At 54.3% G+C, this 25,681-nt stretch carries 24 protein-coding genes; 13 read left to right on the top strand and 11 right to left on the bottom strand.

Translation table 11 applies throughout. From position 1 onward, the window contains the following. Positions 1–116: 116 nt before the first annotated feature. On the top strand, positions 117–698 hold the full coding sequence (locus KXG62_RS30360; protein ID WP_218095765.1) for an HAD-IA family hydrolase: 582 nt from the start codon (positions 117–119) through the stop codon (positions 696–698). A 45-nt stretch (positions 699–743) separates the two neighbouring features. Here KXG62_RS30360 and KXG62_RS30355 read toward each other — a convergent pair whose 3' ends face one another. Genes KXG62_RS30355 through KXG62_RS30345 form a run of 3 tightly spaced genes read right to left on the bottom strand, consistent with a single transcriptional unit; the run spans position 744 to position 4,464 of the window. Continuing rightward, complete coding sequence (locus KXG62_RS30355) at positions 744–1,892, bottom strand: Ger(x)C family spore germination protein (protein ID WP_246627714.1); 1,149 nt, start codon at positions 1,890–1,892, stop codon at positions 744–746. Beyond that, positions 1,889–3,373 carry a spore germination protein gene (locus KXG62_RS30350; RefSeq protein ID WP_218095764.1) on the bottom strand — a complete coding sequence of 495 codons (1,485 nt, stop codon included), beginning with the start codon at positions 3,371–3,373 and terminating at the stop codon, positions 1,889–1,891. The genes KXG62_RS30355 and KXG62_RS30350 overlap by 4 nt, the downstream gene beginning before the upstream one ends. Next, positions 3,370–4,464 carry a GerAB/ArcD/ProY family transporter gene (locus KXG62_RS30345; RefSeq protein ID WP_246627713.1) on the bottom strand — a complete coding sequence of 365 codons (1,095 nt, stop codon included), beginning with the start codon at positions 4,462–4,464 and terminating at the stop codon, positions 3,370–3,372. The genes KXG62_RS30350 and KXG62_RS30345 overlap by 4 nt, the downstream gene beginning before the upstream one ends. A 233-nt stretch (positions 4,465–4,697) precedes the next feature. On the opposite strand from KXG62_RS30345, the gene KXG62_RS30340 reads away from it, so the two are divergent. After that, the gene (locus KXG62_RS30340) at positions 4,698–5,243 is read left to right on the top strand and encodes a GrpB family protein (RefSeq protein WP_218095763.1); all 546 of its coding nucleotides are present in this window, start codon (positions 4,698–4,700) and stop codon (positions 5,241–5,243) included. Between the two features lie 22 nt (positions 5,244–5,265). On the opposite strand, the gene thpR is transcribed toward KXG62_RS30340, so the two are convergent. Beyond that, complete coding sequence (thpR, locus tag KXG62_RS30335; RefSeq protein WP_218095762.1) at positions 5,266–5,868, bottom strand: RNA 2',3'-cyclic phosphodiesterase; 603 nt, start codon at positions 5,866–5,868, stop codon at positions 5,266–5,268. A gap of 169 nt (positions 5,869–6,037) precedes the next feature. Here thpR and serC point away from each other — a divergent pair, with 169 nt between their 5' ends. Then, positions 6,038–7,126 carry a 3-phosphoserine/phosphohydroxythreonine transaminase gene (gene serC, locus KXG62_RS30330; protein ID WP_218095761.1) on the top strand — a complete coding sequence of 363 codons (1,089 nt, stop codon included), beginning with the start codon at positions 6,038–6,040 and terminating at the stop codon, positions 7,124–7,126. A gap of 57 nt (positions 7,127–7,183) precedes the next feature. Here serC and KXG62_RS30325 read toward each other — a convergent pair whose 3' ends face one another. Beyond that, a complete protein-coding gene (locus KXG62_RS30325) occupies positions 7,184–7,897 on the bottom strand; it encodes a response regulator (RefSeq protein WP_281427040.1) in 714 nt (237 codons plus the stop codon). Between the two features lie 149 nt (positions 7,898–8,046). Here KXG62_RS30325 and KXG62_RS30320 point away from each other — a divergent pair, with 149 nt between their 5' ends. Both KXG62_RS30320 and KXG62_RS30315 read left to right on the top strand, forming a co-directional pair. Next, positions 8,047–8,511, top strand: a complete 465-nt coding sequence (locus KXG62_RS30320) for a tRNA (cytidine(34)-2'-O)-methyltransferase (RefSeq protein WP_218095759.1) — start codon at positions 8,047–8,049, stop codon at positions 8,509–8,511. Between the two features lie 123 nt (positions 8,512–8,634). Further along, positions 8,635–8,889, top strand: coding sequence for an AbrB/MazE/SpoVT family DNA-binding domain-containing protein (locus tag KXG62_RS30315; RefSeq protein WP_218095758.1), 255 nt, complete (start codon positions 8,635–8,637; stop codon positions 8,887–8,889). A 408-nt stretch (positions 8,890–9,297) separates the two neighbouring features. Here the strand turns inward: KXG62_RS30315 and KXG62_RS30310 are convergent, their stop codons facing one another. Together KXG62_RS30310 and KXG62_RS30305 are read right to left on the bottom strand one after the other, a co-directional pair. Continuing rightward, on the bottom strand, positions 9,298–10,374 hold the full coding sequence (locus tag KXG62_RS30310) for a phosphodiester glycosidase family protein (protein WP_218095757.1): 1,077 nt from the start codon (positions 10,372–10,374) through the stop codon (positions 9,298–9,300). A gap of 25 nt (positions 10,375–10,399) precedes the next feature. Then, complete coding sequence (locus KXG62_RS30305) at positions 10,400–10,831, bottom strand: hypothetical protein (RefSeq protein ID WP_218095755.1); 432 nt, start codon at positions 10,829–10,831, stop codon at positions 10,400–10,402. A 326-nt stretch (positions 10,832–11,157) separates the two neighbouring features. On the opposite strand from KXG62_RS30305, the gene KXG62_RS30300 reads away from it, so the two are divergent. Both KXG62_RS30300 and KXG62_RS30295 read left to right on the top strand, forming a co-directional pair. Then, the gene (locus tag KXG62_RS30300; protein ID WP_218095754.1) at positions 11,158–12,039 is read left to right on the top strand and encodes a carbohydrate ABC transporter permease; all 882 of its coding nucleotides are present in this window, start codon (positions 11,158–11,160) and stop codon (positions 12,037–12,039) included. Further along, positions 12,039–12,875: a carbohydrate ABC transporter permease gene (locus KXG62_RS30295; protein WP_218095752.1), complete on the top strand. Its 837-nt coding sequence runs from the start codon at positions 12,039–12,041 to the stop codon at positions 12,873–12,875. The genes KXG62_RS30300 and KXG62_RS30295 overlap by 1 nt, the downstream gene beginning before the upstream one ends. A 217-nt stretch (positions 12,876–13,092) precedes the next feature. On the opposite strand, the gene KXG62_RS30290 is transcribed toward KXG62_RS30295, so the two are convergent. After that, on the bottom strand, positions 13,093–13,449 hold the full coding sequence (locus tag KXG62_RS30290; RefSeq protein WP_218095751.1) for a DUF2512 family protein: 357 nt from the start codon (positions 13,447–13,449) through the stop codon (positions 13,093–13,095). Between the two features lie 118 nt (positions 13,450–13,567). Between KXG62_RS30290 and KXG62_RS30285 the strand changes: the two genes are divergently transcribed. Further along, positions 13,568–14,869 (top strand): ABC transporter substrate-binding protein, encoded by a 1,302-nt coding sequence (locus tag KXG62_RS30285; protein ID WP_218095750.1) that lies wholly within the window; start codon positions 13,568–13,570, stop codon positions 14,867–14,869. Between the two features lie 222 nt (positions 14,870–15,091). Continuing rightward, positions 15,092–16,012, top strand: coding sequence for an NAD(P)/FAD-dependent oxidoreductase (locus KXG62_RS30280; protein ID WP_218095749.1), 921 nt, complete (start codon positions 15,092–15,094; stop codon positions 16,010–16,012). Positions 16,013–16,037: 25 nt separating this feature from the next. Here KXG62_RS30280 and KXG62_RS30275 read toward each other — a convergent pair whose 3' ends face one another. Together KXG62_RS30275 and KXG62_RS30270 are read right to left on the bottom strand one after the other, a co-directional pair. Next, positions 16,038–16,805, bottom strand: coding sequence for a polysaccharide deacetylase family protein (locus KXG62_RS30275; RefSeq protein WP_246627712.1), 768 nt, complete (start codon positions 16,803–16,805; stop codon positions 16,038–16,040). A 73-nt stretch (positions 16,806–16,878) separates the two neighbouring features. Next, complete coding sequence (locus KXG62_RS30270) at positions 16,879–17,628, bottom strand: DUF2161 domain-containing phosphodiesterase (RefSeq protein ID WP_218095748.1); 750 nt, start codon at positions 17,626–17,628, stop codon at positions 16,879–16,881. Positions 17,629–17,712: 84 nt separating this feature from the next. On the opposite strand from KXG62_RS30270, the gene KXG62_RS30265 reads away from it, so the two are divergent. The 4 genes from KXG62_RS30265 (at position 17,713) to KXG62_RS30250 (ending at position 23,935) form a co-directional block, all read left to right on the top strand. Beyond that, complete coding sequence (locus KXG62_RS30265) at positions 17,713–19,113, top strand: sn-glycerol-1-phosphate dehydrogenase (RefSeq protein WP_246627711.1); 1,401 nt, start codon at positions 17,713–17,715, stop codon at positions 19,111–19,113. Between the two features lie 634 nt (positions 19,114–19,747). Further along, a complete protein-coding gene (locus tag KXG62_RS30260; protein ID WP_218095747.1) occupies positions 19,748–21,064 on the top strand; it encodes an ABC transporter substrate-binding protein in 1,317 nt (438 codons plus the stop codon). A 556-nt stretch (positions 21,065–21,620) separates the two neighbouring features. Next, a complete protein-coding gene (locus KXG62_RS30255) occupies positions 21,621–23,516 on the top strand; it encodes a PrkA family serine protein kinase (protein WP_218095746.1) in 1,896 nt (631 codons plus the stop codon). A gap of 149 nt (positions 23,517–23,665) precedes the next feature. Continuing rightward, positions 23,666–23,935 (top strand): hypothetical protein, encoded by a 270-nt coding sequence (locus tag KXG62_RS30250; protein ID WP_218095770.1) that lies wholly within the window; start codon positions 23,666–23,668, stop codon positions 23,933–23,935. A gap of 140 nt (positions 23,936–24,075) precedes the next feature. Here the strand turns inward: KXG62_RS30250 and KXG62_RS30245 are convergent, their stop codons facing one another. After that, the gene (locus tag KXG62_RS30245; protein ID WP_218095745.1) at positions 24,076–25,629 is read right to left on the bottom strand and encodes an ATP-binding protein; all 1,554 of its coding nucleotides are present in this window, start codon (positions 25,627–25,629) and stop codon (positions 24,076–24,078) included. Positions 25,630–25,681: the final 52 nt, after the last annotated feature.

Below are 25,681 nucleotides of genomic sequence, written 5' to 3'. Positions count from 1 at the left end.
CGTGATTTGTAGTGTGCTGATATCTCTGTATCTCTAGAATACAAGAGAACCGCTCAAGGCGAACGGATTTCATTCCGTTTTGTGCCTTGAGCGAAGCGAAAGGAATGGAAATAATCATGAATATATTGTGGGATTTTGACGGCACGTTGTTTGATACATACCCTTCGTATACGAGCATGTTCAAGGAAATGTTGGGCGACGCTGTGTCGAAGCAGGAGATTTATTCTCAATTAAAAATTTCTATAACGCATGCCGTCAAACATTATGGATTGAGCGAAGAGCAGTTGAAGCAGCTGCGCGGCAAGGAGCATACCGTCGACCCGGCGGATACCCCGCCATTTCCTGGTGTGGAGTCAATTCTGAAGCAGGCGGACGTCAATGTGATCATGACGCATAAGCCCCGCAAAGAAGTTGCGAGAATATTGCAGCACTATGGCTGGGAGGGTTATTTCAGCGAAATGGTGGCCGGGGACGACGGCTATCCGAGAAAGCCCGATCCGGCATCGTATCAATATTTGCATGACAAATACAAGCTGGATTTGGCGATCGGAGACCGCGAGCTGGACATCATTCCGGCAAGGCTCATCGGGATCCAAACTTGTTTATTTCAGAACGAGACGCCCGGAGCCGATTTTTATTTAACGGCATATGATGAGTTTTTCAAGCAAGATATCCCCGGCGCGTTGAGCCGCGGCTAGTAGATAAACGAACAACAGAGCCGGTTGAACAGGCGCATGCGCTATTCAATCGACTCTGTCTTTGTATTTGCCCGTGTGCAGCAGCTTGACCTTGACATCGATCCGGTCAAGCGATTCGGGAGTCAGCGCGAACTCCCCGTCCGACTGCTGGCGCCATACCTTCGGATGGTTGCGGTACAACTGCTCGCCTAACTGCAGCACGTCCACGTTGATGCGCAGTCCTTTATTGTAGGTCTCCCGAATTTCGTTGCGAATCACTTGGGCTGCTTGCTCCTCGATTTCTTCTTTCTTCATGTCGCGGACCATTTCATCGACGTATGCTTTGATGCTCAGGTGAATATTGTAATAGATTTTGCCGTTTTTCAGGACCGGATAAATATGCGGCTTCGGTTTGATCATGACGAGCGCTGCGGCGGGATGTGCGTCGTTCGGAATATTGATCGGAGAACGCTCCAGTTTTTTTTGCAGCCATCGGTATCCTTCCAGGTCCTTCTCGGAAAGCCAGCCCACCATGGAATTGTGATTGAAGTAATAGGCCCCATCGATTTTGAACATACGCCTCGGCTTATGATCCTCTGTCCACGAGCCATTCTCCAGCGACAAGGAAGGCAGCATGGCCGATTGCCCAGGTTCTTTGATATGGGCGATAATTTTATATCCGTACACCGGCAAAATGTACGAACGCTGAGAATACATTTGGTTCGGGGTGGCGAGCAGCGATTCCAGCGGCGAAAGATTGAACAGCGACTTTTGAACGAATATATTGCGAAGCGGCTCTTTCGTCCCGTACATTAAAATGTTGTAACGGATTTCCCGGTACCGGTTCACCATATCGTATGCCTCTTGCATTCTCCCGCCTTGCTTAATAAACCTCTCCGTTAAAACGATCGATTTGACATGCCCCCAGAAGATGCGCAGCTGCGAAGTCGCATAGATGTTATTGAACGACTCGGTGACGGTCACGCCTTCGCCTTTGCCGATCCAGACCGGAACCGTGCTGCCGACTTTCGATGTCTCGGATTTAGCGATGTTGCTGAAGTTTAAAATTTGTGCGTAGGTCACGAATTTTCCGTCTTCGAAATCAAAGCCGATCGCCGTCACATACGCCATGTTTTGTATGTCCTTTGAGTTCCAGCAGCCGGGCAGCAGAAACAGCATTGCCAGCGCAGCCATTATTGTACTTAGAGTTTTCATGGGCCGCCATTTCCTTGATGATCCGGATCGGTCGGGTGAAGGACGCTCGGCCGGTTTCTCAATTTGTTCCATGGCACGCGTAAATAGGCGTCCGTCATATCCCTGAACGCGGGAGGGGATAACGGCGCAAAATACGGAATGCCGAACGACTTCAGCCGGGACATGTAGAACACGAGCAAGATCAAGCCAAGGATAAGCCCGTACATGCCAAGTATGGAAGAAACAAGAAAGATGGCGAACCGCATAATGCCAACGGCCGAGCTCATCGACTGATTGATCAGTGTGGCTCCCATCACCGCGGTGATCGCTCCGACGACGACGACCGAAGGGGAGACCAGTCCTGCCCGAATGGCCGCATCGCCGATGATCAGCCCGCCGATGACGGTTAGCGTTTGGCCGATCGAGCTCGGAAGGCGAATGCCCGCCTCCCGGAAAATTTCGAGCAGCACCAGCAGCAAGAACATTTCCACCTGAGCCGAAAACGGAATGCCGATTCGGGCGACCGATATGGTCGCCATCAGCTGAAACGGAATTTGATCCTGATGAAACGCAGTGAGCGATACCCAAAATCCCGGCAGCACGATCGATACCCAGAAGCTTGCGATGCGAAGCAGCCGGGAGAATGAAACGTATTGAAATCCGAAATGAATATCTTCCGGCGACTTTAGCGTGAGCGCGAAAGTCGCCGGACCGATCAGCACCATCGGATTGCCGTCCACAATAATGATGAAGCGCCCGGCCAGTAAGCTGGCGACGACGAAGTCGGGACGGCCGGTAAAATGGAGCAGCGGGAATAACGAGTACTTCACGTCGGAGAGCGCCTCTTCCAGCTGACCGATGCTGTAGATGCCGTCCACCTTGATGTTCTCGAGCCGCGATCGCACTTCATTCAAGATGCCGGGCGAAATGATGTCTCTAATATAGAGCAGCCCGACCCGGGTTCGCGTTCGGCTGCCGAGAATGACCGATTCGCAGCAGAGCGAGTTGCTGCGAATGCGTTTGCGGATGAGCGCGATATTGATCGTCACATCCTCGACGAATCCGTCCCGGGGGCCCTTAATGGAAATTTCCACGCTCGATTCATCCGGCGTTCTCGACGGCCGCTTGCAAATCGCGAGCTTGTACACCGTACCGGTTTCTACGAAAACGACCAGCAGATCGCCTTGGAACACGGCGTCTACAATCGATTGCTCGCAGGCATCTCCCTCGAACGCAATGAGCGGCAATGAACCGAAGACATGCCCTTTTTGCAGCGGGCCGAATCCGGTTTGCCGATACGCATGCGTTAGCTCCGGAAGTATGACCTTTCCGATTTGCGAGCTGTCGCACAGCCCCTCGGAATAAATCATCAGGAGATCGGAGGAGGAGCCGCCTTCGCCCAGACGGAACATTTGAATTTGAACGTCGGCGGATTGCTCGAACAACGTCCGAAGCTTTAGCTCGGTCCACCTCGTCGATGGTTCTCGCGTCGGTTGATTCATGCGGCTCGCTCCTTTGCAGATTTGGCAAACAAGGCAAAGACCGCCCATATGGACGTAAAGACCAGCGTCATGATTAAGGCAGCCGGGAAATATATGCGGAACATCTGCAAGTAGAATGTGTTCTCCTGGCTGACGATGATCGCAAGGACGAGATAGCTGACGGTTATAAACAGAATCGCGCGATTTCGCATCTTCGCGGCTCGCAGCGGCAGCAGCTCCGTGATCAGAAACTGCGATAAGCTGATGCGTACCGTCGCCCCGGCGAGCCACTGGTACACGGATAAAAAGTCGACATGCTCGATATAGTTTCCCAATTTGACAAGGCGCCACTGCTCATACGGCGATACCATTTGCTTTGCGGCTTCCTGCGGGCCAAATTCCGTGATCGCACCGCAGATCGGCCCCAGCGTAATGTAGACAAGGACGAGGCCGAGCAGCATCAACTGCCACGCTCTTACTTTGTTCTTTAACCGATGCTGCACCAGCATCAGCAGCATAATTTCCACAAAAGCCCCTCCGGCGTACAAGGATCCGCTTAAGGCAGGCTGCCAGCCATGTTCTAAAATAGGCCTGAGCAGGCTCCAGTCTTTTTCCGATTGATTGGCCGTCGCGACAAAATATCCGAGTATCACTACAGTCGGAAGCAAAATACCTGCGCCGATGGCGATCGTACGAATGCCGGATTTGGCTGCATAATGACAGACGAGAATGAGGGAGATGATCAATACATACTGCGGCGTCGCCGGCAAGTAGTTGCTGATCCCCCAGATCGTTGTGTGAATAATCGTTAATCCGCCGATCAAATAAAGCTGCAGGCAGAGAGGTGCCAGAAACAGCCAGACGATAAAGCGGTTCGTGCGCTGCTGCAGCCACTGCGCAATGTGTTGACCGCGCGTTCGTTTCATAATGAAGGCCAGCAGCGCGCACCACGGAATGTACACCGCGCCGGTAAGCAGGACGGATATCCATGCGTCTCTTCCGGAGGCGTCCAGCAGCAGCGGGTTGACGATCACATGGCTGGCGAGCCCGTTAAAAAGCATCATAATCATAAAGATTTGGATGAAGCTGATCGAATGGTTCGATTGGTCCACGTCGTTGTCCTCGGCCGTATTTTACTAAAAAGGGATGGTTTTCATAGTTTTCCAATTTGGCTCGCGAATATGCGCCCTTGGAGTACCTGCGTTACAGGTAAGCTGCCTCCCCAAAATAAAAAACGAGCGCTCAACTTAAGGCGCCCGTTCGATGGGGGGATGATCATAGATGACAGTTGTTTTTATGCATATTGTTCGCTATGTTGGATATGGAAATGAAAAGGAGTGATTTCATGAGCGATCCTGTCGTCATCGTTCCGTACAATGCGGAGTGGCCGCAGCTGTTTCGCGAGATCGGTGAGCGGCTCCGAACGTCATTGGGAGGAACGGCCATTCGAATCGATCATATCGGCTCCACTTCGATTCCGGGACTCGACGCCAAGCCGGTGATCGATATTCAAGTGTCGGTTGCGCAGCTGAAGCCTTTGGACAGTATCATAACGGCGATGGAAGCGACGGGCTACCGCTACCGCGCGGATAACCCGGATTTGACGAAGGCGTACTTCCGCGAAATGCCGGGCGGCCGAAGAACGCATATCCACGTGCGTAGAGCCGGAAGCTGGCCGGAGCAGACGGCGCTCATGTTCCGCGATTATTTGCGTCTTCATCCGGACGATGCGGCGGCGTATGCCGAGGAGAAGCGGCGGCTGGCTGAGCGGTATCGGGACAACCGCGGGGCCTATGTAGACGCGAAAGACCCCATCATCTGGACCATCATCCATAAGGCGGCGCTGTGGAGCCAGCGCACAGGTTGGCTGCCCGGACCGTCCGATGGCTAGCAGCGGAGCGGCCACGGCGTCGTCAGCGCCGTTCAAGCTCGCCTGCGGCCGTACCGCCAAGCGGATATGTTTTACAGGCTTCGTACATCGGCTTCCGGTTCAGGTGGCTTTGGTACAGCACGACATGTTCGGCCGTCCATGGGGTAGAAGGGAATGCGGGCGCAGTGGCCAGCGCCGCTTTGTCGAACGCCTCCGTTCCGTTATATCGCCTGGCGACGGTCAGATGCGGGCGGAAGGCGCGCGCTTCCTTGGCAAAGCCCAGCGGCTCCATTGCCGCTTCCACATCCGCCTGCAGCGACGCCAGAAGAGGAAGCTCGCCGTGTATGCCCATCCATAAGATGCTCGGGGCAGCAGGTTTGCCGAATGAGCCGACGCCTTGAATGGACAAGCCCATGGGGGGATGAGCGGATGCGACCCGCGCGAGCTCCGCTTGGACTTGCTCCGCCTTCTGCGGGGGCGTTTCTCCCAAAAATTGCAGCGTAATATGCAGATCGCCGGGATGAACCCATTTTTGAAAAGCGAACGCCGTCTTCAGCTTTTCCATGTGCTGCTCAAGCGCGTCCTTGACGGGCTGCGGGAGCGGAACGGCGATAAATAGCCGCACTGCGTTTGGGGTCGAATTCATAAGAGCGAATCACCTCTTGGACCGATGTAGACCATCAGCAGCGATATTGTTGCATGGTTCGACAAAAAGTTTTATTGAATCCGGTGAACTTGCCGAGAAACGCTTGAAGTTGCCCGGGCAACTTTGCTATCATTAGCCATATCCTATGTAAAGTGAAGGTGTGAGAACAGTGTCAAAGCGCGCATACAATTTTAACGCCGGGCCAGCCGCGCTCCCTTTGGAAGTACTCCAAAAGGCGCAGGAAGAGCTTGTGGAATACCGTGGCATCGGCATGTCCATTATGGAAATTTCCCACCGCAGCTCGCAGTATGAGGAGCTGAACGCCGAAACGCAGCAACTGCTCAAAGAATTGTTCGCGATTCCGGACGGCTACAAGGTTATGTTCATGCAGGGCGGCGCGAGCACGCAGTTCGCTACGATTCCGATGAATTTCCTGAAGTCCGGACAGACGGCGGGTTATGTGCTTACCGGCGCGTGGGCCGACAAGGCGCTGAAAGAAGCTAAGCTTTTCGGGGAAACGAAGATCGTTGCCAGCTCCGAAGCGGACAAGTTTACACGCATCCCGGATTTGAGCGGACTGCAGCTGGACCCGAACCTGGCTTACTTACATATTACCTCCAACGAAACGATCGAAGGCTCGCAATATCAAGCGTATCCCGGCACCGGCAGCATTCCGCTGATCGGCGACATGTCCAGCGATATTTTGTGCCGTCCTGTAGATGTTTCCAAATTTGCGATGATTTATGCGGGAGCCCAGAAAAATTTGGGGCCGTCCGGCGTTACGGTCGTCATTATGCGCGAGGATCTGCTGGCTGATTCGCCGAAACATATCGCGACGATGCTGCGCTACGATACGCATGCGAAGAACGACTCGCTCTACAACACGCCGCCGGTCTATTCCGTGTACATGGTCAATCTGGTCTTGAAGTGGATTAAGGAAAACGGCGGGCTGACCGCCATGGAGAAACGCAACCGGGAAAAAACCGATCTGATCTACCAGGCGATCGACGGCAGCGGAGGCTTCTACCGCGGCGTGATCGAGCCGGGCAGCCGTTCGATCATGAACATCACGTTCCGGATGCAAAACGAGGAGCTGGAGAAGAAGTTCGCCAAAGAATCCGAGCAGCACGGATTCGTCGGCTTGAAGGGACATCGCAGCGTGGGAGGCTTGCGGGCATCGACGTACAACGCCGTACCGTACGAAGCTTGCAAGGCGCTTGCCGAGTTCATGGCCGATTTCCAAAGACGCAACGGCTAACAACAACGAAGGTGTCGGGATTTCGTCTCCCGGCACCTTTTCTTTGCATCGATCGGTTCAGGCCAGCGACTCTTTGACGGCGGGCTCCATCAGTTTGTAACCGACATTGCGGATCGTCATGATGTACTCGGGATTGCGAGCGCTGCTTTCGATTTTATCCCGCAGATGGCTGATATGCACGTCGACGATGCGTGTATCGCCGAGGAAATGGTAGTCCCATACCCCATGCAGCAGCTGCTGGCGGCTGAGCACCTTGCCGCGATGCTTGCAGAGGAACAACAGCAGCTCGTACTCCTTCGGCGTAAGCTCGATCGGCTCGCCCTTGACCGTCACTACGCGCTCGTCGGGCTTGATCAGGATGTCGCCGATGGCAATCGGCGCTTGATCCACGGAAGGCAGCGCCTGCGTGCGGCGAAGAATGGCCTGAATGCGGGAGATCAGCTCCTGCGGACTGAACGGCTTCGTCATGTAATCGTCCGCGCCGTTATCGAGTCCGGCGATTTTATCACTCAGGTCCTGCATCGCGGTCAGCATGATGATCGGCACCATATTGCTCTGACTGCGCAGCTTGCGGCATACCTGCAGGCCGTCCATTTTCGGAAGCATCAGATCAAGAACGACGATATCGGGGCGAAAGTGCTGGATGGCGGGAAATACGGCTTCTCCGTCGAAGACGCAGTGCACCTCGAAGCCGATCAGCTTCAAATTGAATTCGATCAGCGTCGAGATGGAAGGCTCATCGTCCACGACAAGAATTTTTTTCTTCGGTATCATCCACATCATTCTCCTTATCTTGTGATCTATAGCTGCATTATACCGCCGCTGTATGATCGACATATGAAGATTGCGTAAACCGAATGTTAAAATTGCCTTGCGCTTTATGTATAATAGGGTAGGTAAAAGGAGTGAGAGACAAGCATATGGCATTTCATATCGTACTGGTAGAGCCGGAGATTCCGGCCAATACGGGCAATATTTCAAGAACATGCGCGGCAACGGGCACCTGGCTGCATCTGGTCAGACCGCTTGGCTTCCATACCGACGACCGGACGCTGAAGCGGGCTGGACTCGATTATTGGCATGCCGTCAAACTGGAGTATCACGATTCCTTTCAGGAAGTGAAGGATAAATACAAGCACGGGCGCTTCTTGCTGGCCACGACGAAAGCGGACAAGCTGTATACCGATGTTGCGTTCCAAGACGAAGATTTTCTCGTATTCGGAAAAGAAACGAAAGGCCTGTCTCCCGAAATATTGGCGCAGCATCCCGATACGCTGATGCGGCTTCCGATGACGGGCGACGTTCGCTCGCTTAACTTGTCGAATGCGGCAGCCATCGTGCTGTTCGAGGGCTTGCGGCAGACCGGATTCCAAGGGCTGTCCTGACGGTGCGGCCTGCAGGATAAGGGAATTAATGGATAAACGATCGGTTTTGGGAAGGAATTTTCATCTACGCGTCGAACATTATAGAGAACATATTTATTCGTATGAAGGCGAGGTGTATGATGGATGAAGCCGGCAGGAGTGGTCCGCAAGGTCGACCAACTGGGTAGAATCGTATTGCCCAAGTCACTTCGAAAGCGATATCAGATGAACGAGGGGGATCCTGTTGAAATATTGGTAAGCGGGGATCACATTATTTTGGAACGATATCGCCCGCGCTGCGTGTTCTGCGGATCGCTGGATCAAGTGAGCGATTTTAAGGAAAGACATATTTGCAATCAGTGTCTGGTCGAGATGAATCAGATCAAGGAAACGAAATAAGAAGCGCATGCCGGCTCAGAAGAACAGTTCCCGGTCGAAGCGTTTCGATGAAAGTAAAAAAAAAGTATCTGCTTGAGAGCGTTCAAGCGGATACTTTTTATCGTTTTATGGTGGGTAAACCGTATGTACATACAGCGCCGGAGCTGCACTCCCTATTCCGTTACAAGAAAAGCTTCCCGCAAGCGTGAAGGGATGATCGCCGCAAATGGCTTGAGCCGGAAGCTTTTCTCCGAATGGAATTAAAGACCTTTGGTCTTGTCATCATTGTATGATGCCGTAAGCATGGCGGTAATAAACATCAAGAAGACAACAATTGTAATCCAAAATGTAGCTGACATCGGGCTAGCACCTCCTGAAGCATATTATAACCAACCGAATCCCAAATGAAAACTTATAAATATGTGAACATTACTTGAAAAATAAAAAATGCGTCGCCAGCGGCCGCAGCCGTCCGTTATCCGAAGGGCGATTGATCACTTGTCCGTCAAAAATCAAGGTGGTGGAGCCGCCGCCGTCCAAATTGTAAGCATCCTTCACGCCGAGGGCCGCGAGCTTATCCTGCAGCTCCGGCAGCGAAGCGCCGGAATTGCCGCGCTCATCGTATCCGTCCGTCACCAGAAAGATCAGCTGGTCGTTCTTGAAATTGCCGACAACCGTCCGCGGCGCGCGGGCCGGAGAATTGATCCACAAGGACGGAATCGACTGTTTTTTGCCGCCCTGCAGCAAAATCGGTACGAAGGTGGCGCCGAACGACGGATTGAGCTTGTCCAAATCCTGCTGTCTCGCAAATTTCCCGCCGATCAGCTTGCGGTCCTTGCTTAACCCGATAAAGGCCAAATCCTCGAACGTCGGCTCAAAGCCGTATACGTATTTTCCTCCAAGCATCGTCGTGCTTAGCGGATACCGCTTGCCCGTTTTGTTGTCGTCGGCAAAGCCTCCGGCATTGACGCCGGCCACAGCGCCGTATCGGCGAACCGCTTCCAGCGTCGTCTCGCTGCCTCCGACCTTGTCTTTTCCCAGCACCATTTGCATCGCCTTATCCGATTTTAAGTCGATTTTCAAGGCGTACCCCTTATATTTCGAATCGCTGAACGTGTACAGCTTCAAATCGATATTGCCCGACGAGGCGGTGCGGGACAGCTTGCCGCCCAGACGGCTGGCTACGCGGCTGTCGAAGATGATCGTTGGCCGCTTGGACGCGGCTTCGGCAAGCTGCGTCATCCCGGCGACTTCGGTTGCGCTTTTGGCGTACAGCTCGAAATACTTCTCGACGGTTGTACGCGTCTGAGCTGCATCGCTGTTCATCTTGTCCAGCTTGCCAAGCGCCTGCTGAAGCTCGGCCTGGATGGAGAAGGTCGTATGCAGCGTATCGCCGAGCTCGGGCAGCACGATCGAAATTTGTGTGGAGAGCAAATAAATGAGAAGTCCGAGAAACGGCGCGAAGAAGAATAGCATCGTCCGGTTCAGTTGTTGAATTCCGTTCATTGCGATACATTCACCATCCTGTTGCTTACTGCAGTGCGTCCAGATTTTTTTTCAGCTCATCGAGCTTCTTTTTCACTTCGGCCAGCTGGGTGTACAGCTGGTTGCTGTTGTCAGTCTTGCTGTTCGCGCTGTCCTTCGTAAAGGCGAGCAGTTCATTCACCGAATCGATCTTCGCTTGCATTTGCGCCATATCGGCGGTCAAGCTTGTTCTCAGCTCGGACACCTGGCGCTCGTATTCCTGCTGGATGACGGCGAGCTGGTCGCCGGTTTGCTTCGCGATGTCCTGCGTAATTTGCATGCGGATATGGTCCGTGTACAGTTTTCCGCCCCATAGGCCGAGGCCGATCAAGACGGCCCAGATGAAGAACATAAGAACATAAGCGCGCGCATTCGATTTCTTTGGTTTGGCGGAACGAACCGCAGCCGGCGCGGAAGCCGGTTGAAGAGATGTACTCAAGGGGATTCACCTTCCTATGGTTTAAGGCGATATTGTCATATTCGGCAGTATCGTGTCGAGCGTTATCTTCTCTATGATACATTACTCCGGGCTTATATTCAAAGAGGTTCGGGTCACTGTTTTGCGTGTATAGACCCAACTTGCCGGAGGTATAGTAAGGAAACGAACGAGGGCGAATGCAGCAAGATTCCGGCATGTCCGGGTATGACAAAGCCATATCGTGGAAAAATGGCGGACATCGATGTAGACGACAAAACCGGGACAAGGGTTGCAGCATGCGTACCGGATATTTAAAAAAATAGCTCGAATGAAAGGGGAACCCGACGATGAATCGACGAAAATCGGCAGCGTGGGCGGAGCAGCTTGTATTTATCGGCCCGGCATTCATCTGCTTTGCGTTGATTATGATCATGCCTTTTTTCCTTGGCATGTATTATTCGTTCACCGACTGGAACGGCGTTTCGGGTCAAGTGACCTGGGTCGGATTGACCAACTTTGTGCAAATATTGACGCAGGATCCTGACTTTGCCCGATCGTTTTGGTTCACGACCCGGTTTGCCATAGCGGGCGTCGTGCTGACCAACGCACTCGCCTTTGCGATCGCCTTGCTGCTCACGCGGCCGCTGAAGACGCGCAATGTGCTGCGGACAATCTTTTTTTTGCCGAACGTAATCGGCGGGCTGCTGCTTGGCTTCATATGGCAGTTTATATTTGTCAAAGGATTTCCGGCGATCGGGGAGCTGACCAAGCTGGCGTTTTTTCAGCTGCCGTGGCTTGGCGACGAGATAACCGCCTTCTGGGGGATCGTCATTGTATTCGTATGGCAGACGGCCGGATATTTTATGGTCATCTATATTGCGGCGCTGATGAATTTGCCGCAGGACGTCATGGAGGCGGCCCAGATCGACGGGGCCAGGCCAGGCCAAATGCTGACACAAATCATTATTCCGCTGGTCATGCCGGCGGTGACGATTTGTTTGTTTTTGGCGATATCTAACTCGTTCAAAATGTTCGATCTGAACTTGTCGCTAACGAAGGGCGGTCCGTTCAAATCGACCGAATCCGTCGCCCTGAACATTTATACGGAAGCGTTCCAAAATAATCGTTTCGGCCTTGGTACCGCCAAAGCGTTTATCTTCTTCGTCATTGTTGCCGTCATTACGTCCATCCAGGTTCGGCTGACGAAAAGCAGGGAGGTCGAAGTCTAGTGGAAGCGAGCAAAACCTATTCGTCCCGCACCTTGATTCTCGAAGCCGCCGCCATCCTGGTCGCGCTGTTGTTTCTCGTTCCGTTCTATTTCGTAATCGTCAACTCGCTGAAAACGTTCGGCGAGCTGCTGAGCGATCCGACCAGCTTGCCGGTCAAGCTGCAATGGAACAACTATACGAGAGCGTGGACGATCATCAAATTTCCGCGCGTGTTCATGAACTCGCTTATCATTACAGTGATCAGCAACCTCGGGATTGCGCTGATCAGCGCGATGGCGGCGCACCGGATGGTACGGCGGCCGACGCGATGGAACAATATGCTGTTCGCCTTATTCGTGGCGGCCATGGTTATCCCGTTTCAGTCGATCATGATTCCGCTGGTCAAGGTAGCGAAGACAGCCGGATTGTTCGACAGCATCCCGGGACTGGTCGTTTGTTATTTGGGATTCGGAACGCCGATGTCGATCTTTCTGTTCCACGGCTTTATCAAGTCGATTCCGCTGGAAATCGAGGAGTCGGCCGTCGTCGACGGCACGAGCGCGTACGGTACTTTTTTTCGCATCGTGCTGCCCTTGCTGAAGCCGATTGCCGTGACGGTCATCCTGCTCAATAGCTTATGGATATGGAACGACTTCCTGCTGCCGTTCATCATCTTGCAAAGTCCGGACTTGAAGACGATTCCGCTGGCGACGAACTCGTTCTTCGGTCAATATACGAAGCAGTGGGATTTGGCGTTAGCCGCGCTCGTGCTCGGTGTCTTGCCAATTGTTATTTTTTTCCTTGCGATGCAGCGCCATATAATAGAAGGAATTACGGCAGGATCGGTCAAAGGCTGAGCACGAGGCGCGGAACGAAGCGGGACCCGCGCTCTCCGGACGTTGCTTCATAACACCGTTATGCCAGGAGCGTGCCGCCGCATTGCGGCGGCTTGTTTCTTGTGCGCAGCCCCAGCGGGAGGAAGAAAGAAAATAGACGGCAAACCACAACAAACAGCAGGCTCCCCAGACGGGAAGCCTGCTGTTTGTTTCACTTTGAAGGTAAATGCGAAACGCGCTAATCGGTTTCGGAGAAGGTGGTCTTTTTGTTATCCCATTCGGCCAACAGCCGATGATACATCGCTTCAACGGCCCCCAGCAGGACGACGAGCACGAACAGCTCCCCGTTGGATAGCCCCCAATGGAACAAGCGCGCTGCGATCCAAAAGTAAAGACCCGCCATCGCGGCATCGGCGATCGTGGCCACCGCGTTGTTGCTTCCGCGCAATATCCATTGGTCGCCGATCGCAAATGCGACGAGCGAGAAGACGATGGAGGTCGTAATGATTTCTGTAACCGAAGCCGACGTTTGAAGGTACAGGAGCGGGATCAATACGGCGTTCATCACGATTTTAACGCACACACGCTGAATCAACGGTTTTCGCATCCTTTCGCCTTATAGTTCATTTGTATATATTGCATAAGATGTCCACCCGTTAGTTATCTTATGTAGTGAGCTCACAGCGTTTATCCATTAGAGGGAGGTTCATCGCATGAAAAAAACGTTCAAATCCATTACGGCGCTATCCGTCGGCACGCTGCTGCTGGCGGGAGTGACGGCAGGGTGCGGAAATAAAGCGGCGCCGGGGAACAACCAGGGCGGCGGCGCGGCCGCAGGGACACCGGTAACGCTCAAAATTTTCCAATATAAAGTGGAAATTAGCGAAGCATTCAATCGGCTAAAGGATGAATATGAGAAATCGCATCCGGGCGTCAAGCTGCAAATCGAGACGGTCGGAGGCGGAGCGGATTACGGCGCCGCGCTGAAAACGAAGTTCGCTTCCAACGACAAGCCGGACATCTTCAATAACGGGGGCTTCCGCGAGGCCGATACGTGGATGGAGCATCTGGAGGACTTGTCGGACCAGCCTTGGGTGAAGGATGTGCTTCCGGTCGCCAAGGCGCCGATGACGAAGGAAGGCAAGCTGTACGGCATGCCGCTCGGTTTGGAAGGATACGGCTTTATTTATAATAAAGACTTGTTTGCCAAAGCGGGCATTACGGAAATTCCAAAGACGCTCAGCCAGCTGGAGGCAGCGGCCAAGAAGCTGCAGGCGGCCGGCATCACGCCGTTCTCTAACGGATATCAGGAATGGTGGGTGCTCGGCAATCATACGTTTAACGTCGCGATGGCACGGCAGCCGGACCCTGACAAATTCATCGCCGGCTTGTACGACGGATCGCAAAAAATGGGCGGCCCGGTCTTCGACGAATGGACCAAGCTGGTCGATATGACCTTAAAATACGGTCAGCCGAACCCGCTCACAACCGACTACAACACGCAGGTGACCAATTTTGCTACCGGCAAGGCGGCCATGATGCAGCAGGGGAACTGGACGCAGGTGCAGATTGACAAGATTACGCCGAACCTCAACATCGGTGTGCTGCCGATGCCGATCAACGAGGACGCGGAAGCAAACGACAAGCTGCTGGTCGGCGTGCCGAACAACTGGGTCATCAACAAAAACTCCGCGTTGAAGAAAGAGGCGAAGGACTTCCTGAACTGGCTCGTCACCTCCGACACCGGAAAGCAGTACATTACGAAGGAATTCAAGTTCATTCCGGCGCTCAGCACCATGAACGCCGATCCGAAGGACCTCGGTCTGATCGCGGCCGACATTATGACGTACAGCAAAAATAACAAGGTGCTCGGCTGGTATTTCCCGAAATATCCGGACGGCATGCCACAGGAAGTTGGCGCAACGATGCAAGCTTACATCGCGGGCAAAAATACGAAAGAACAAATGTATGCAGCCTTCCAAAAATCTTGGGATAACTTGAAGGCCAAAAAATAACGGCACACAAGACGCATCCGAACCGCCGCAAGCGACGGGCGGACAAGCAGGCCCCGGCGCAAGAGCGCCGGGGCTTTGCCGGCTCGCGGGAATGAGAAGCGGCGCTTGGCCGGCGCATGCGATGCGCGCGATGGGAGAAGCTAAGGAGCATGCGAATAGGGTTGAAACGAATCCCGTACGAAACATTCAATGGATTTTACGACAAAGGGGTGAATCAGCATCATGTACGATTGCATTATTGTCGGCGGCGGCATCGCCGGTCTTCAGGCATCGATCCAATTGGGACGGTACGGACATCGCGTGCTCGTCGTCGATAAAGGACGCGGGCGTTCCACGTTATGCCGCAGCTATCATAATATATTAGGCTGGCCGGAGGGCGTCTCCGGCCCGGAGCTTCGCCGTCTCGGACAGATGCAGGCCGGCCGTCACGGCGTGGAATTCCGAACGGACGAGGTCATTGCCGCGGCGAAGCGGGAGGACGGCTTCGAAGTGGCGTTCGCCGGCGGCGGCGTGCAGCCGGCGCGTACACTGCTCGCCGCAACGGGGATTATGGACCGGTTCCCGCCGCTTCCCGGGCTTGAGGCTTGCTTGGGCGGCACCGTCTATGTGTGCCCGGACTGCGACGGGTATGAGGTGAGCGGCAGGCAGACGATCGTGCTCGGCTCCGGCGAGCCGGGGGCCGGGATGGCGCTCACGCTGCGGCATTGGACGGACCGGATCGTCTATATTAACCATGAGCGGAAGGCGATCGGGAGCGGGCGGCTGGACAAGCTGAAGGAATGCGGCATCGTATACGAGGAAGCGGCCATAGCCGAGGTGCTGGCCGAAAGCGGCGGGTCGCTGCTCGGCGTCCGATTGGCGGACGGCCGTGTAATCGAAGGAGAGCGCGGGTTTATCGCGTTCGGCGGCAACGCCGTTCATTCGGACTGGCTTGCCGCGCTTGGCGTGGAACGGCTGGAGAACAAGCATATTGTAACGGATCCGAGAAGCAAACAAACGTCCGTACCGGGCGTATGGGCGGCGGGCGACGTCGGCATTCATTCGGAGCAGGCGACGATCGCGATGGGGGAAGGGGCGCAAGCGGCGATCTGGATTCACAAGTCGCTCGTCAAGTCCCCAGCCCCACAGCTCACGCACACCTAAGCGATTCGTATGGAGACAGCACGTCTTACCATTTTTCCAGCTTGAACTTCCATTTGTCGAGCGCCTCTTCGCCGTTGACGAAAATACGTTTCAGCTTCAGCGCGGATTGAGCGGGCGTCGTGACGCCTTGATCGATGGTAAAGGCATAGCGGAATCCGTGATCCTTCAAGATGGAAAGCGTCGTGTTATTAAATTCGCCATACGGGTAGCAAAAAATATCGGCGGTCGTACCGAGCTTCTGCTCGATCAGATGGCGAGCCTCCGTAATCTCGTGCAGTTGCTTCTCTTTATTCAGCCGGGGCAGGTGCGGATGCGTCATCCCGTGGGGCTGAATGTCCCATCCGGCTTCATGCATTTCCGCCACCTGTTCCCAGTTGAGGAAATAACCGTCCTCGACCATTCCTGGCGACATGAATAATGTTGCTCGGAAACCGAGCTTTTTGAGGAGGGGATACGCATGGGTGTAGTTATCGGCATACCCGTCGTCGAAGGTCAGCAGCACCGGCTTGTCCGGTGCGCTCTCTTTGCCTTCGAGCACATCGGTAAACTGCTGGAGGGATAACGTCGTATAACCGTTTTCGGCCAAATACATCATTTGCTCCTCGAATTTTTCCGGCGTAATCGTTGCGCGGTTGCCGGGATCGACGGTAATGCTGTGGTAGTTCAGGACGGGAATGCGAACTTTCTTGTCCGCGGCGGCTTGCGCCGCGGCGAATGCGGGGAGCATGGAGAGGAATAACATGATCGACAGCGGGACGGAGGCCAGGCGCAGGAATAAACGATAGCGCTTCATCAGGACAAGCAGCTCCTTCCATGGAAGTGTATTACTATATTTTTATCCTGTAGGGGGCCGGGTTATGCCTGTTTTATCCGCTGGTTGCCGCCTCTTGGGGTGAAGGCTCCTGGAAGCCGGCAACGACGTGGGCGAACGTTTGGAGCGCCTCTTCTCCGAGCGGCGTAAGCTTGTAAACGCCGCGTTCGACGCGTTGGAACCATAAATAGTAGTTTTTTTGCAGCATGCCGGCCGCGCCGGCGTTGCCGGTCATATCGCGCAGCTTGCGCGGGCTGGCCGGGCCGTGCTGCTGCAGTGCACTGGCGAGCTGCAGCGATTTCTCGCGGTAGGCGGTTACCAGCTTCCGCTTGGAGCTGCCGCCGACGTTATAGTCTGCCCGGCGCTCTTGAAATTCGCGAACGACCCGGGTTGTTGCGTATTTGTTCAGACGGGGCGCATGCGTCAGCAGCGACGGGTCATCCCCCGGGTGGCATTCCACCTCGACGCGCGGCTTGCGCGTTTTATAATATTGAACGGTGATCATCCCGATGCCGAGCATCCGGCATAAATTTCGCAGCTCCGGCCAGCTGGCGCTGTGCGGAGCGCGGCCCTTGGCCGGCCGCTCGAAGGCGACGTACACCGTGCGGCTGATCTTGAGCCGGTCGATGGCCTGCAGCAGCAAGGGGATCGAGAAGCTGCGCTTCAGCTCGACGATAATCGGCGGTTCGTCTTCGCGGATCGCGACAAGGTCGCAATGGCGCACTTCCCCCCGTACTTCATATCCGAGCGATTCCAGGTAAGTTTTGACGGGAGCGTAGAGCTCCGTTTCGCTTTTAATGGGCACAGCGGACGGTCTCCTTTGTCATTGGTAATGTAATTATAGCATAATTTTGGTACGATAAAGGGGTGCGAAGGGAGAGATCAACGGATGAATGAACAGCAACATCGCGATCAAGAACATGAGGAATTTGACTTAAGCTCTCGTGAGAGCCAGATGAAGCAAGCGCATCGGATCGAGCCTTGGCTCGGTCGCACGTTTACTTGCGGAAGCTGCGGGCAGGAGCATAGCGTGCCGCTGCGCAAGGTCGTGCTGGAGCGCGGGGCGATGGCGGCGCTGCCGTTTTACGCGCAGGAGCGGGGGTTGAGCAGCCTGCTGCTTGTCAGCGACGGGCGCACAGCGGAGGCCGCCGGCCGGAAGCTGCTGGAGCTGTGCGGAGAGGCCCAGCTCCAGGCGCGGCAGTGCGTGCTCCCAGATGACGAGCACGGGGAGCTCGCCGCGGACGAGCGCGCCGTCGTGCAGCTGCTGCTGCACGTGACGCCGGACACGCAGGCGATCGTCGCCGTGGGCGCGGGTACGCTCCATGATATCGTGCGCTTCGCGGCCCATCGAACCGGCCGCGCGTTTCTGAGCGTGCCGACGGCGCCTTCCGTCGACGGCTTCGCTTCGGTCGGCGCGCCGCTCATTATCGGCGGCTTCAAGCAGACGATCCCGGCCTGCTCGCCGGAGGCGATCTTCGGGGATCTCGAGGTGCTGGCGACGGCGCCGCGGCCGATGGTCGCCGCCGGCTTCGGCGACATGCTCGGCAAATACACGTCGCTCGCCGATTGGGAGCTCGGCCGCCTGCTGCTCGACGAGCCGCTCTGCGACCTGGCTGCCGACATGACGCGGCAAGGGCTCGAGCTGTGCATCCGGCATACCGCAGACATTGCCGCGGGCACGGAGGAAGGGCTGCGCAAGCTGCTGGAAGGCTTGCTGCTGTCCGGCATCTCCATGCTCCTCGTGGGCCATTCGCGCCCGGCCTCCGGCGGCGAGCATCACTTGTCCCACTACTGGGAGATGAAGTTTCTGCAAGCGGGCCGCCGCGCGCTGCTGCACGGGGCCAAGGTCGGCGTCGCCGCCGTCAAGATGGCGGCGCTGTACCGCGAAGCCGCTTCGCTTGACGCCGAAGCGGTCCGGGCATCGGCCTCGCAGCGGCTCGCCGACCCGGACTATGCCGCGCCAGATGCCGCCCGCGCGGACATCGCCGCCGGCTACGGCGCCATTGCCGGCCAAGCGCTGGCGGAGAACGCCGCCGAGCTTGACCCGGCGCGCCGGGTCGTGCTGCAGCGGCAGCTTGCCGAGCGGCTGTCCAGCCGCTGGGCCGCAGTGCAGGCGGTCTGCCGCGCCGTCCCGGCGCCCGAACGGCTGGCTGAGCTGCTCGCCGCGGCCGGCGGTCCGGTCACGGAAGCACAGCTTGGCGTCGAGCCGGAGCTGGTAGAAGAGAGCTTGCGCTACGCGAAGTATGTGCGCCACCGTTATACGATCATGCGTTTGCACGAATGGCTGTAGATAGACGCCTTCGATCGCCAAACCCGCAGCTGCCGCCGTCTTCGACGGGCGGCGTGAGTCACCCGTTGAAGTGTGGGTGATTCACATTTATACCCGTTGACAAATTTTTACTGATACTCTATATTTATTATTATTCAGATGGATTTACGGCATAGGCTTGAGTCCTGGAGAAAACCTTATCCGTAATCGTATCCTTCCATTTTATGTGGACGGGTATGTTTACAGGATAAGGTTTTTTTCATTATGAAATGCAAAATAGTTTACGGATCTTCGAGGGTTGCCGTATGAAGCATGATGTTTTGAAAGCGCACTCAATTTTATTTCTGTCATTGTCCGAGGGTGTGGGACTTTGAAGAAAGCAAGCAACGGGTGAAGTTGTCCGGATGAAGTTGGAGCAGCACGATCCATTGAGGAGTCAGCTTGTTATCGGGACTCTGCAGGTGTAGGGTATGCAGGTCTGGCCGACCGCAAACACGAAGTTAATGTGAACTTGCTTAAGGGGGTGGTAGCATCTTCTGAACGTCCTTGCGGAACGTGCGAGTCATGCTAAAGCGCTTAACTAAAGCTGGCTCCACGTATAGTGAAGTAATGATATTTGTAAGCCTTTTCACAATAGTCAAAGGGGAGATTCCGTATGACCAACCAGTTGAAGAAAATGACAATACCCGTTCTTATCGCCGCCATTGCATTATCAGGATGTTCATCCGCCGTGCCGGCAGCTTCAGGCGACACATCGAAAGCGGCGGAGCCCGAATTTAAAGTATCGACAGATCCCGTCACGATAAAGCTGTTTGCCAATACAAGCCTCACGGATGTCGAGTTTCAGAAGTTCTACGTCGAACCGATTAAAAAGAAGTATCCGCACATTACACTGGAAAAATTGAGCGGGAAATTGGAAAACCTGATTGTCGCCGGGGAAGTTCCTGATCTTATTCTTTCCGACAACGACTGGCATATGCCGCTGATTGCTCTGGATCTTCCCGCAGACTTAACGGATTTGTTGGCCAAATCCAAGCTTGACCTCAGCAAGTTTATCCCGGAAACGGTTCAAGCCATCCGGAATCTCGATCCGAAAGGGAAAGAACTGCAGGGCATTCCCGTTGGCAGAAACACAGGAGCTTTATTTTACAACAAAGACATTTTCGATAAGTTCGGGGTTCCTTATCCGAAGGATGACATGCTCTGGAGCGAAGTGCTGGATATGGCCCGCAAATTGACAAGGCTGCAGGACGGCGTCCAATATGTCGGATGGGATCCGCGCTTCCCTGACCATATCATGAGCCCGTATACGCAGGCGTTCGTCGATCCGAAGACGAATAAAGCGATTGTCGATATTCCGATGTACAGGAAGGTTCTGGAGCTGTTCCAGGCGAATTACGAAATTCCCGGCGTTGTCAACGGGAAATCGTATGCTTATGCTGCAGAAACGTTCATCAAGGACAAAAAATTGGCCATGATGGCGGATTGGGTTTCGAAAATACTGACACAGATTCTTGATGCCGATGATGATGCTGCGCCAAACTGGGATATGGTGACCAATCCAACCTTCGAGGATAGAAAAGGGAAGGGACGCCATACGCTTGCGAACATGCTCATCATTACGAAGGGCAGCAAGCATAAGGAGCAAGCGATGCAGGTCATTCAACACCTCGTCTCCAAAGAGTCTCAGCTGTATATGGCTAGATTTTCCCGGATTCCTGCGTTGAGCGATCCGGAGATCGAAAAAGTATTCGGTTCGGAGAACCCTAAGCTGAAGACCAAAAATACAGCAGCCTTATTCAAAAACCCTTCTTCCCCAACGCCGACGCCAAACAAATATGATAAAGAAGTGCAGGAGCTGATTCGCGGCATGCGGGCGGAACTGGCTCTTAAGAAAAAGGACATCAACACGGTGCTCAGAGAAACGCAGGAAGCGGCCGACAAGAAAGTTGCCGAATTGATGAAGCAATAATGAGATGTACATAAACTCGGTTCGCAGGATTTCAGCTTGCGACAAAGGAAGCAGTTGCACACAACTGCTTCCTTTTTTTTATCGGCATCCCTTGCCATTCCTGAGGTTTGGCCACCGGATCGAACCGCGGTCAACAGTTTTTCTTATTTGTCTAAAAATTTCGGTCAACTTAGTCGGCCTTGCCGCATAGGTATTTAATACACTTCGCATTGAAAAGAAGATGATTCCGATGACTTAAGGCGTTCTAATGGTATCAGGTGTCCCACGAAGCCCGATTCGCCGCGGAATCGCCTCTCTGGCGTCCGCGCATCGCAAGCTGACCTGTCAGTCAGCGCAGAAAGGCGACAGAGCCGCATCCGGCCAGCGCTACACTTCATGTAACCGGCAGCATTCGCATTTGAGCATCATCGGCGTTGCAGCGGCTATCCAGAAAGCACGTGGACCGCTTGCTTGCAGGCAAGGCGCGCCCTGACGAAGCCGGTTTTGCCCCGCGAAACCACAAGCCAAACCTGATGAAGCCGGTTTTGCTCCGCAAAACCCTAAGGAGGTAGAATCCATGAACTTGTTTAAGAAAATCGCCGATTACCGCACGGAAACCGAGAGACTGGCCTGGACCGGAACCTTCGCCGAATATATTCAGAAGCTCCGCGAAAATCCGCGACTGGCGATGACGGCGCACGCTCGGGTGTACGAGATGATCGCCTCCCAAGGCATTGTTGAGGAAAACGGTCGTCGTAAATACAATTTCTTCGAAAAGGAAATATTCGGACTGGATCTGGCGATCGAAAAGCTGGTAGAGGAATACTTTCATTCGGCGGCGCGCCGTCTGGACGTGCGCAAGCGCATCCTGCTGCTCATGGGGCCGGTCAGCGGGGGCAAATCGACCATCGTGACGATTCTCAAGCGCGGCCTGGAGCAGTTCTCCCGTACGGACAACGGAGCGGTATTCGCCATTAAGGGCTGCCCGATGCACGAGGAGCCGCTGCATTTGATTCCGATCGAGCTGCGGCCGGATGTAGAGCAAGAATTCGGGGTCAAGATTGAAGGGAACTTATGCCCGTCCTGCCAAATTCGGCTCAGAGAGGAATATAACGGCCGGATCGAGGAGGTGCTGGTCGAGCGGGTGCTGATCTCCGAAGATAACCGTGTCGGCATCGGTACGTTCAGTCCGTCCGACCCGAAATCGCAAGACATCGCCGACTTGACCGGCAGCATCGACTTCTCGACGATTACGCAGTACGGCTCCGAATCGGACCCGCGCGCCTACCGTTTCGACGGCGAGCTGAACAAAGCGAACCGCGGGCTGATGGAATTCCAGGAAATGCTCAAGTGCGACGAGAAGTTTCTATGGAACCTGCTGTCGCTGACGCAGGAAGGCAACTTCAAGGCCGGCCGGTTCGCGCTGATCAGCGCCGACGAGCTCATTATCGCGCACACGAACGAGTCGGAGTACAAATCGTTCATCGCCAACAAGAAGAACGAAGCGCTGCAATCGCGGATGATCGTTATGCCGATTCCGTACAACCTGAAAGTGTCGCAGGAAGAGAAAATTTATGAGAAGCTCATTCGCCAAAGCGATATGAAGCATGTACATATTGCGCCTCACAGTCTGCGCGCCGCGGCGATCTTCTCCATCCTGACCCGGCTCAAGGAGTCGAAGAAGCAGGGCATGGATCTGGTCAAAAAAATGCGCATGTACGACGGCGAGGAAGTGGAAGGTTATAAGGAAGCCGACTTGAAGGAAATGCAAAACGAATATTTGGAAGAAGGCATGACCGGCATCGATCCGCGCTATGTCATCAACCGGATATCCAGCGCCCTGATCCGGCAGGATCTGGAATTCATCAACGCGCTTGACGTGCTTCGCGCGCTCAAAGACGGATTGGATCAGCACCCTTCCATTACGAAGGAGGAGCGGGAGCGGTATCTCAACTTCATCTCTATCGCGCGCAAGGAGTACGACGAGCTGGCCAAGAAGGAAGTGCAGAAGGCGTTTGTGTACTCGTTCGACGAGTCGGCGAAGACGCTGTTCAACAATTATTTGGATAACATCGAGGCGTACTGCAACTGGCAAAAAATCAAGGACCCGCTGACCGGGGAAGAGATGGATCCGGATGAAAGACTGATGCGGTCGATCGAGGAGCAGATCGGCATATCGGAAAACGCGAAAAAAGCGTTCCGCGAAGAAATATTGATCCGGATGTCCTCGTATTCGCGCAAAAACAAGCGGTTCGACTACAGCAGCCACGAGCGGCTGCGCGAAGCGATCGAGAAAAAGCTGTTCACCGATTTGAAGGATATCGTGAAAATAACGACATCCACCAAGACGCCGGATGAGAACCAACTGAAGCGTATTAACGAAGTGATTAAACGGCTGGTGGAAGAGCACGGATATACGACCGCCTCGGCCAATGAACTGCTGCGCTATGTCGGCAGCCTGCTGAACCGCTGACTTTCGGCCTTGACCATCTGCCCTCTCCGTCCCGCTTGCGCCGGGCGGAAGGGATTTTTTGTTTTCCCTCCTTCCACGTACTCACCTCATGGGCATTCGCACATATACTGTGGTATCGATCATTCAACAACAAGAAGCGAGGGTTTGCGATGAAGGGACAACAAAAAGCAAGGAACGAGCAGCGCAGCAGCGGGCAAGCAGGAGAGACGAGCGCTTCCGGGCCGGTTGTATCCCGGCCCGCTCCGAGACCGAGGCCGCCCTATGGATATGGCTACGGGCATTGGCACGGTCACGGCTGGTACCCGCCGGTCATCGTTCCGCTTCCCGTTCCCGCGCCGTATCCGTATGGATACCCGTATGCAGGAACGCCATATCCTTATCCATACGGTTATCCGTATTCGCCTTACTATGCGTATTGATTCGCGCGAAGCAAAACAGCCTTTCGATCCGGAATCCGGACTGAAAGGCTGTTTTGTTTGTATAGGCGGGCTGAACCGGGCGGCGTCCATTGGAAGCATGCGGCTTGCTGTGCAGCGCCGTCGTTCCTTATACAAGCCGTTTACGCCTCGTTTGCTCCGGCTTCAGCAGGCGGCATCACGATTTCGACCGTCGTTCCTTTGCCGACTTCGCTGAAGATGCTCATCTTGCCCCCGTGGTTGTCGATAATTTTGTACGTTACCATCAGGCCGAGGCCCGTTCCTTTTTCTTTGGTTGTATAGAAAGGCTCCCCAAGTCTGGGAATGCGGTCCTCCGGGATACCGCAGCCTTGGTCGGTAAAGCGCATAAGCAATTTTCCGGTGTCCGTCTTGCGCATCTCGATGAGGATTTGTCCGCCCTCCGGCATCGATTCGATGGAGTTGTTCAATATATTGATGAATACTTGTTTGATCTGGTTTTCATCGCAGTTGATTTCAGGCAAATCGGGCGCCGTGTCCGTTACGATATCCACATTATGAATGAGGGCTTGCGAGCCGGTCAGCATAATGGTATTGTGCAGAATGGACGACGCGTCCTTTTGCTGGAAACGGACGGATTGCGGTTTGGCGATGACGAGAAATTCGCTGACGATGAAATTAATCCGGTCGAGCTCCTCGAGCATAATGCTGAAATAATTATCGAAGCCGCTGACCTTCGATTGCATCAATTGAACGAAACCTTTGAGCGAGGTGAGCGGGTTGCGGATTTCATGGGCGACGCCGGCGGCCATTTGCCCGACGACGGACAGCTTTTCGGAGCGAAGAATCATCTCTTCCGCCCGCTTGCGTTCGCTGATATCCTGCCCGATCATATACACGCCGGCAATTTGCTTGCCGACAAATATCGGGAAGTTTTTGACGCTCAGCTCTACGGCGCGGCCGTCTTTGCTGATGAACGTAATTTCGTAATGGGGAGTGCCGCCCTTGACCGTTTCGGCGAATTTCTTGGACCACAGCCCGCGGTGCTCCGGCAAAATCATGCCCTCGATCGTCTTCTGCAGCAAATCTTTCTCGGAGTAGCCCATAACGAAAAACATGGCGGGATTAACGCTGGTAATCGATCCATTCAAATTGAGCGAGCAGATCGGATCGGGGTTATGTTGAAACAACGATTTATATCTGAATTCGCTTTCTTCAAGCAGCAGCTCGGCTTTTTTCTTCTCGTACAGCGCTTTGATCATCGCGTAGGAACGGGCAAAACGGTGATCTTCTTCCTGCGCCAGGATTGTTTCGAATATATCGTCGTCGTCGTCGGTTTCGGAAACGCCGTAATCGAGGTTTTTCATCTTATTGAGCAAATGCATCACGTTGACGATGTGCTCTCCGTGAATCCATGCGGCGGAGGCGGTTTTGTACCGGGAGGTGCCGTCCGAACGGAGCGTGACGACGCCTTTGCGCGGATCGTACTCGGTGACATGGTTCATATTGACAACGTTCATCTGGTCGATGAGCCGAAAGCCTTCTTCATAGAGGAGCTCTTCGATCGCTTCCGTGGAATTCGCCCAATAATATTTATCCGAAATCGTATGGATGATATATTCTTTGTCCCGGATGCATTCGATTTTTACCACTTCGTCCGCGGGAATAATCTTGATGTCGGAACTTTTTTTATCGCGGATAACTGGAATTTTCTGCATATTTTGAAATCACCTGCCTGTCCGCATTCGCTTCATTATACCATGGATGCCG

The sequence above is a fragment of the Paenibacillus solanacearum genome (genome assembly GCF_910593845.1).
Lineage (GTDB): Bacteria > Bacillota > Bacilli > Paenibacillales > NBRC-103111 > Paenibacillus_G > Paenibacillus_G solanacearum.
This window is presented reverse-complemented; position numbering and strand designations above follow the sequence as displayed.

Coding starts and splice junctions, on each gene's coding strand:
- KXG62_RS30360 (WP_218095765.1), top strand. CDS start 117: ATGAATATATTGTGGGATTTTGACGGCACGTTGTTTGATACATACCCT.
- KXG62_RS30355 (WP_246627714.1), bottom strand. CDS start 1,892: ATGAAAACTCTAAGTACAATAATGGCTGCGCTGGCAATGCTGTTTCTG.
- KXG62_RS30350 (WP_218095764.1), bottom strand. CDS start 3,373: ATGAATCAACCGACGCGAGAACCATCGACGAGGTGGACCGAGCTAAAG.
- KXG62_RS30340 (WP_218095763.1), top strand. CDS start 4,698: ATGAGCGATCCTGTCGTCATCGTTCCGTACAATGCGGAGTGGCCGCAG.
- thpR (WP_218095762.1), bottom strand. CDS start 5,868: ATGAATTCGACCCCAAACGCAGTGCGGCTATTTATCGCCGTTCCGCTC.
- KXG62_RS30320 (WP_218095759.1), top strand. CDS start 8,047: ATGGCATTTCATATCGTACTGGTAGAGCCGGAGATTCCGGCCAATACG.
- KXG62_RS30315 (WP_218095758.1), top strand. CDS start 8,635: ATGAAGCCGGCAGGAGTGGTCCGCAAGGTCGACCAACTGGGTAGAATC.
- KXG62_RS30310 (WP_218095757.1), bottom strand. CDS start 10,374: ATGAACGGAATTCAACAACTGAACCGGACGATGCTATTCTTCTTCGCG.
- KXG62_RS30300 (WP_218095754.1), top strand. CDS start 11,158: ATGAATCGACGAAAATCGGCAGCGTGGGCGGAGCAGCTTGTATTTATC.
- KXG62_RS30285 (WP_218095750.1), top strand. CDS start 13,568: ATGAAAAAAACGTTCAAATCCATTACGGCGCTATCCGTCGGCACGCTG.
- KXG62_RS30280 (WP_218095749.1), top strand. CDS start 15,092: ATGTACGATTGCATTATTGTCGGCGGCGGCATCGCCGGTCTTCAGGCA.
- KXG62_RS30275 (WP_246627712.1), bottom strand. CDS start 16,805: ATGAAGCGCTATCGTTTATTCCTGCGCCTGGCCTCCGTCCCGCTGTCG.
- KXG62_RS30265 (WP_246627711.1), top strand. CDS start 17,713: ATGAATGAACAGCAACATCGCGATCAAGAACATGAGGAATTTGACTTA.
- KXG62_RS30260 (WP_218095747.1), top strand. CDS start 19,748: ATGACCAACCAGTTGAAGAAAATGACAATACCCGTTCTTATCGCCGCC.
- KXG62_RS30255 (WP_218095746.1), top strand. CDS start 21,621: ATGAACTTGTTTAAGAAAATCGCCGATTACCGCACGGAAACCGAGAGA.
- KXG62_RS30250 (WP_218095770.1), top strand. CDS start 23,666: ATGAAGGGACAACAAAAAGCAAGGAACGAGCAGCGCAGCAGCGGGCAA.
- KXG62_RS30245 (WP_218095745.1), bottom strand. CDS start 25,629: ATGCAGAAAATTCCAGTTATCCGCGATAAAAAAAGTTCCGACATCAAG.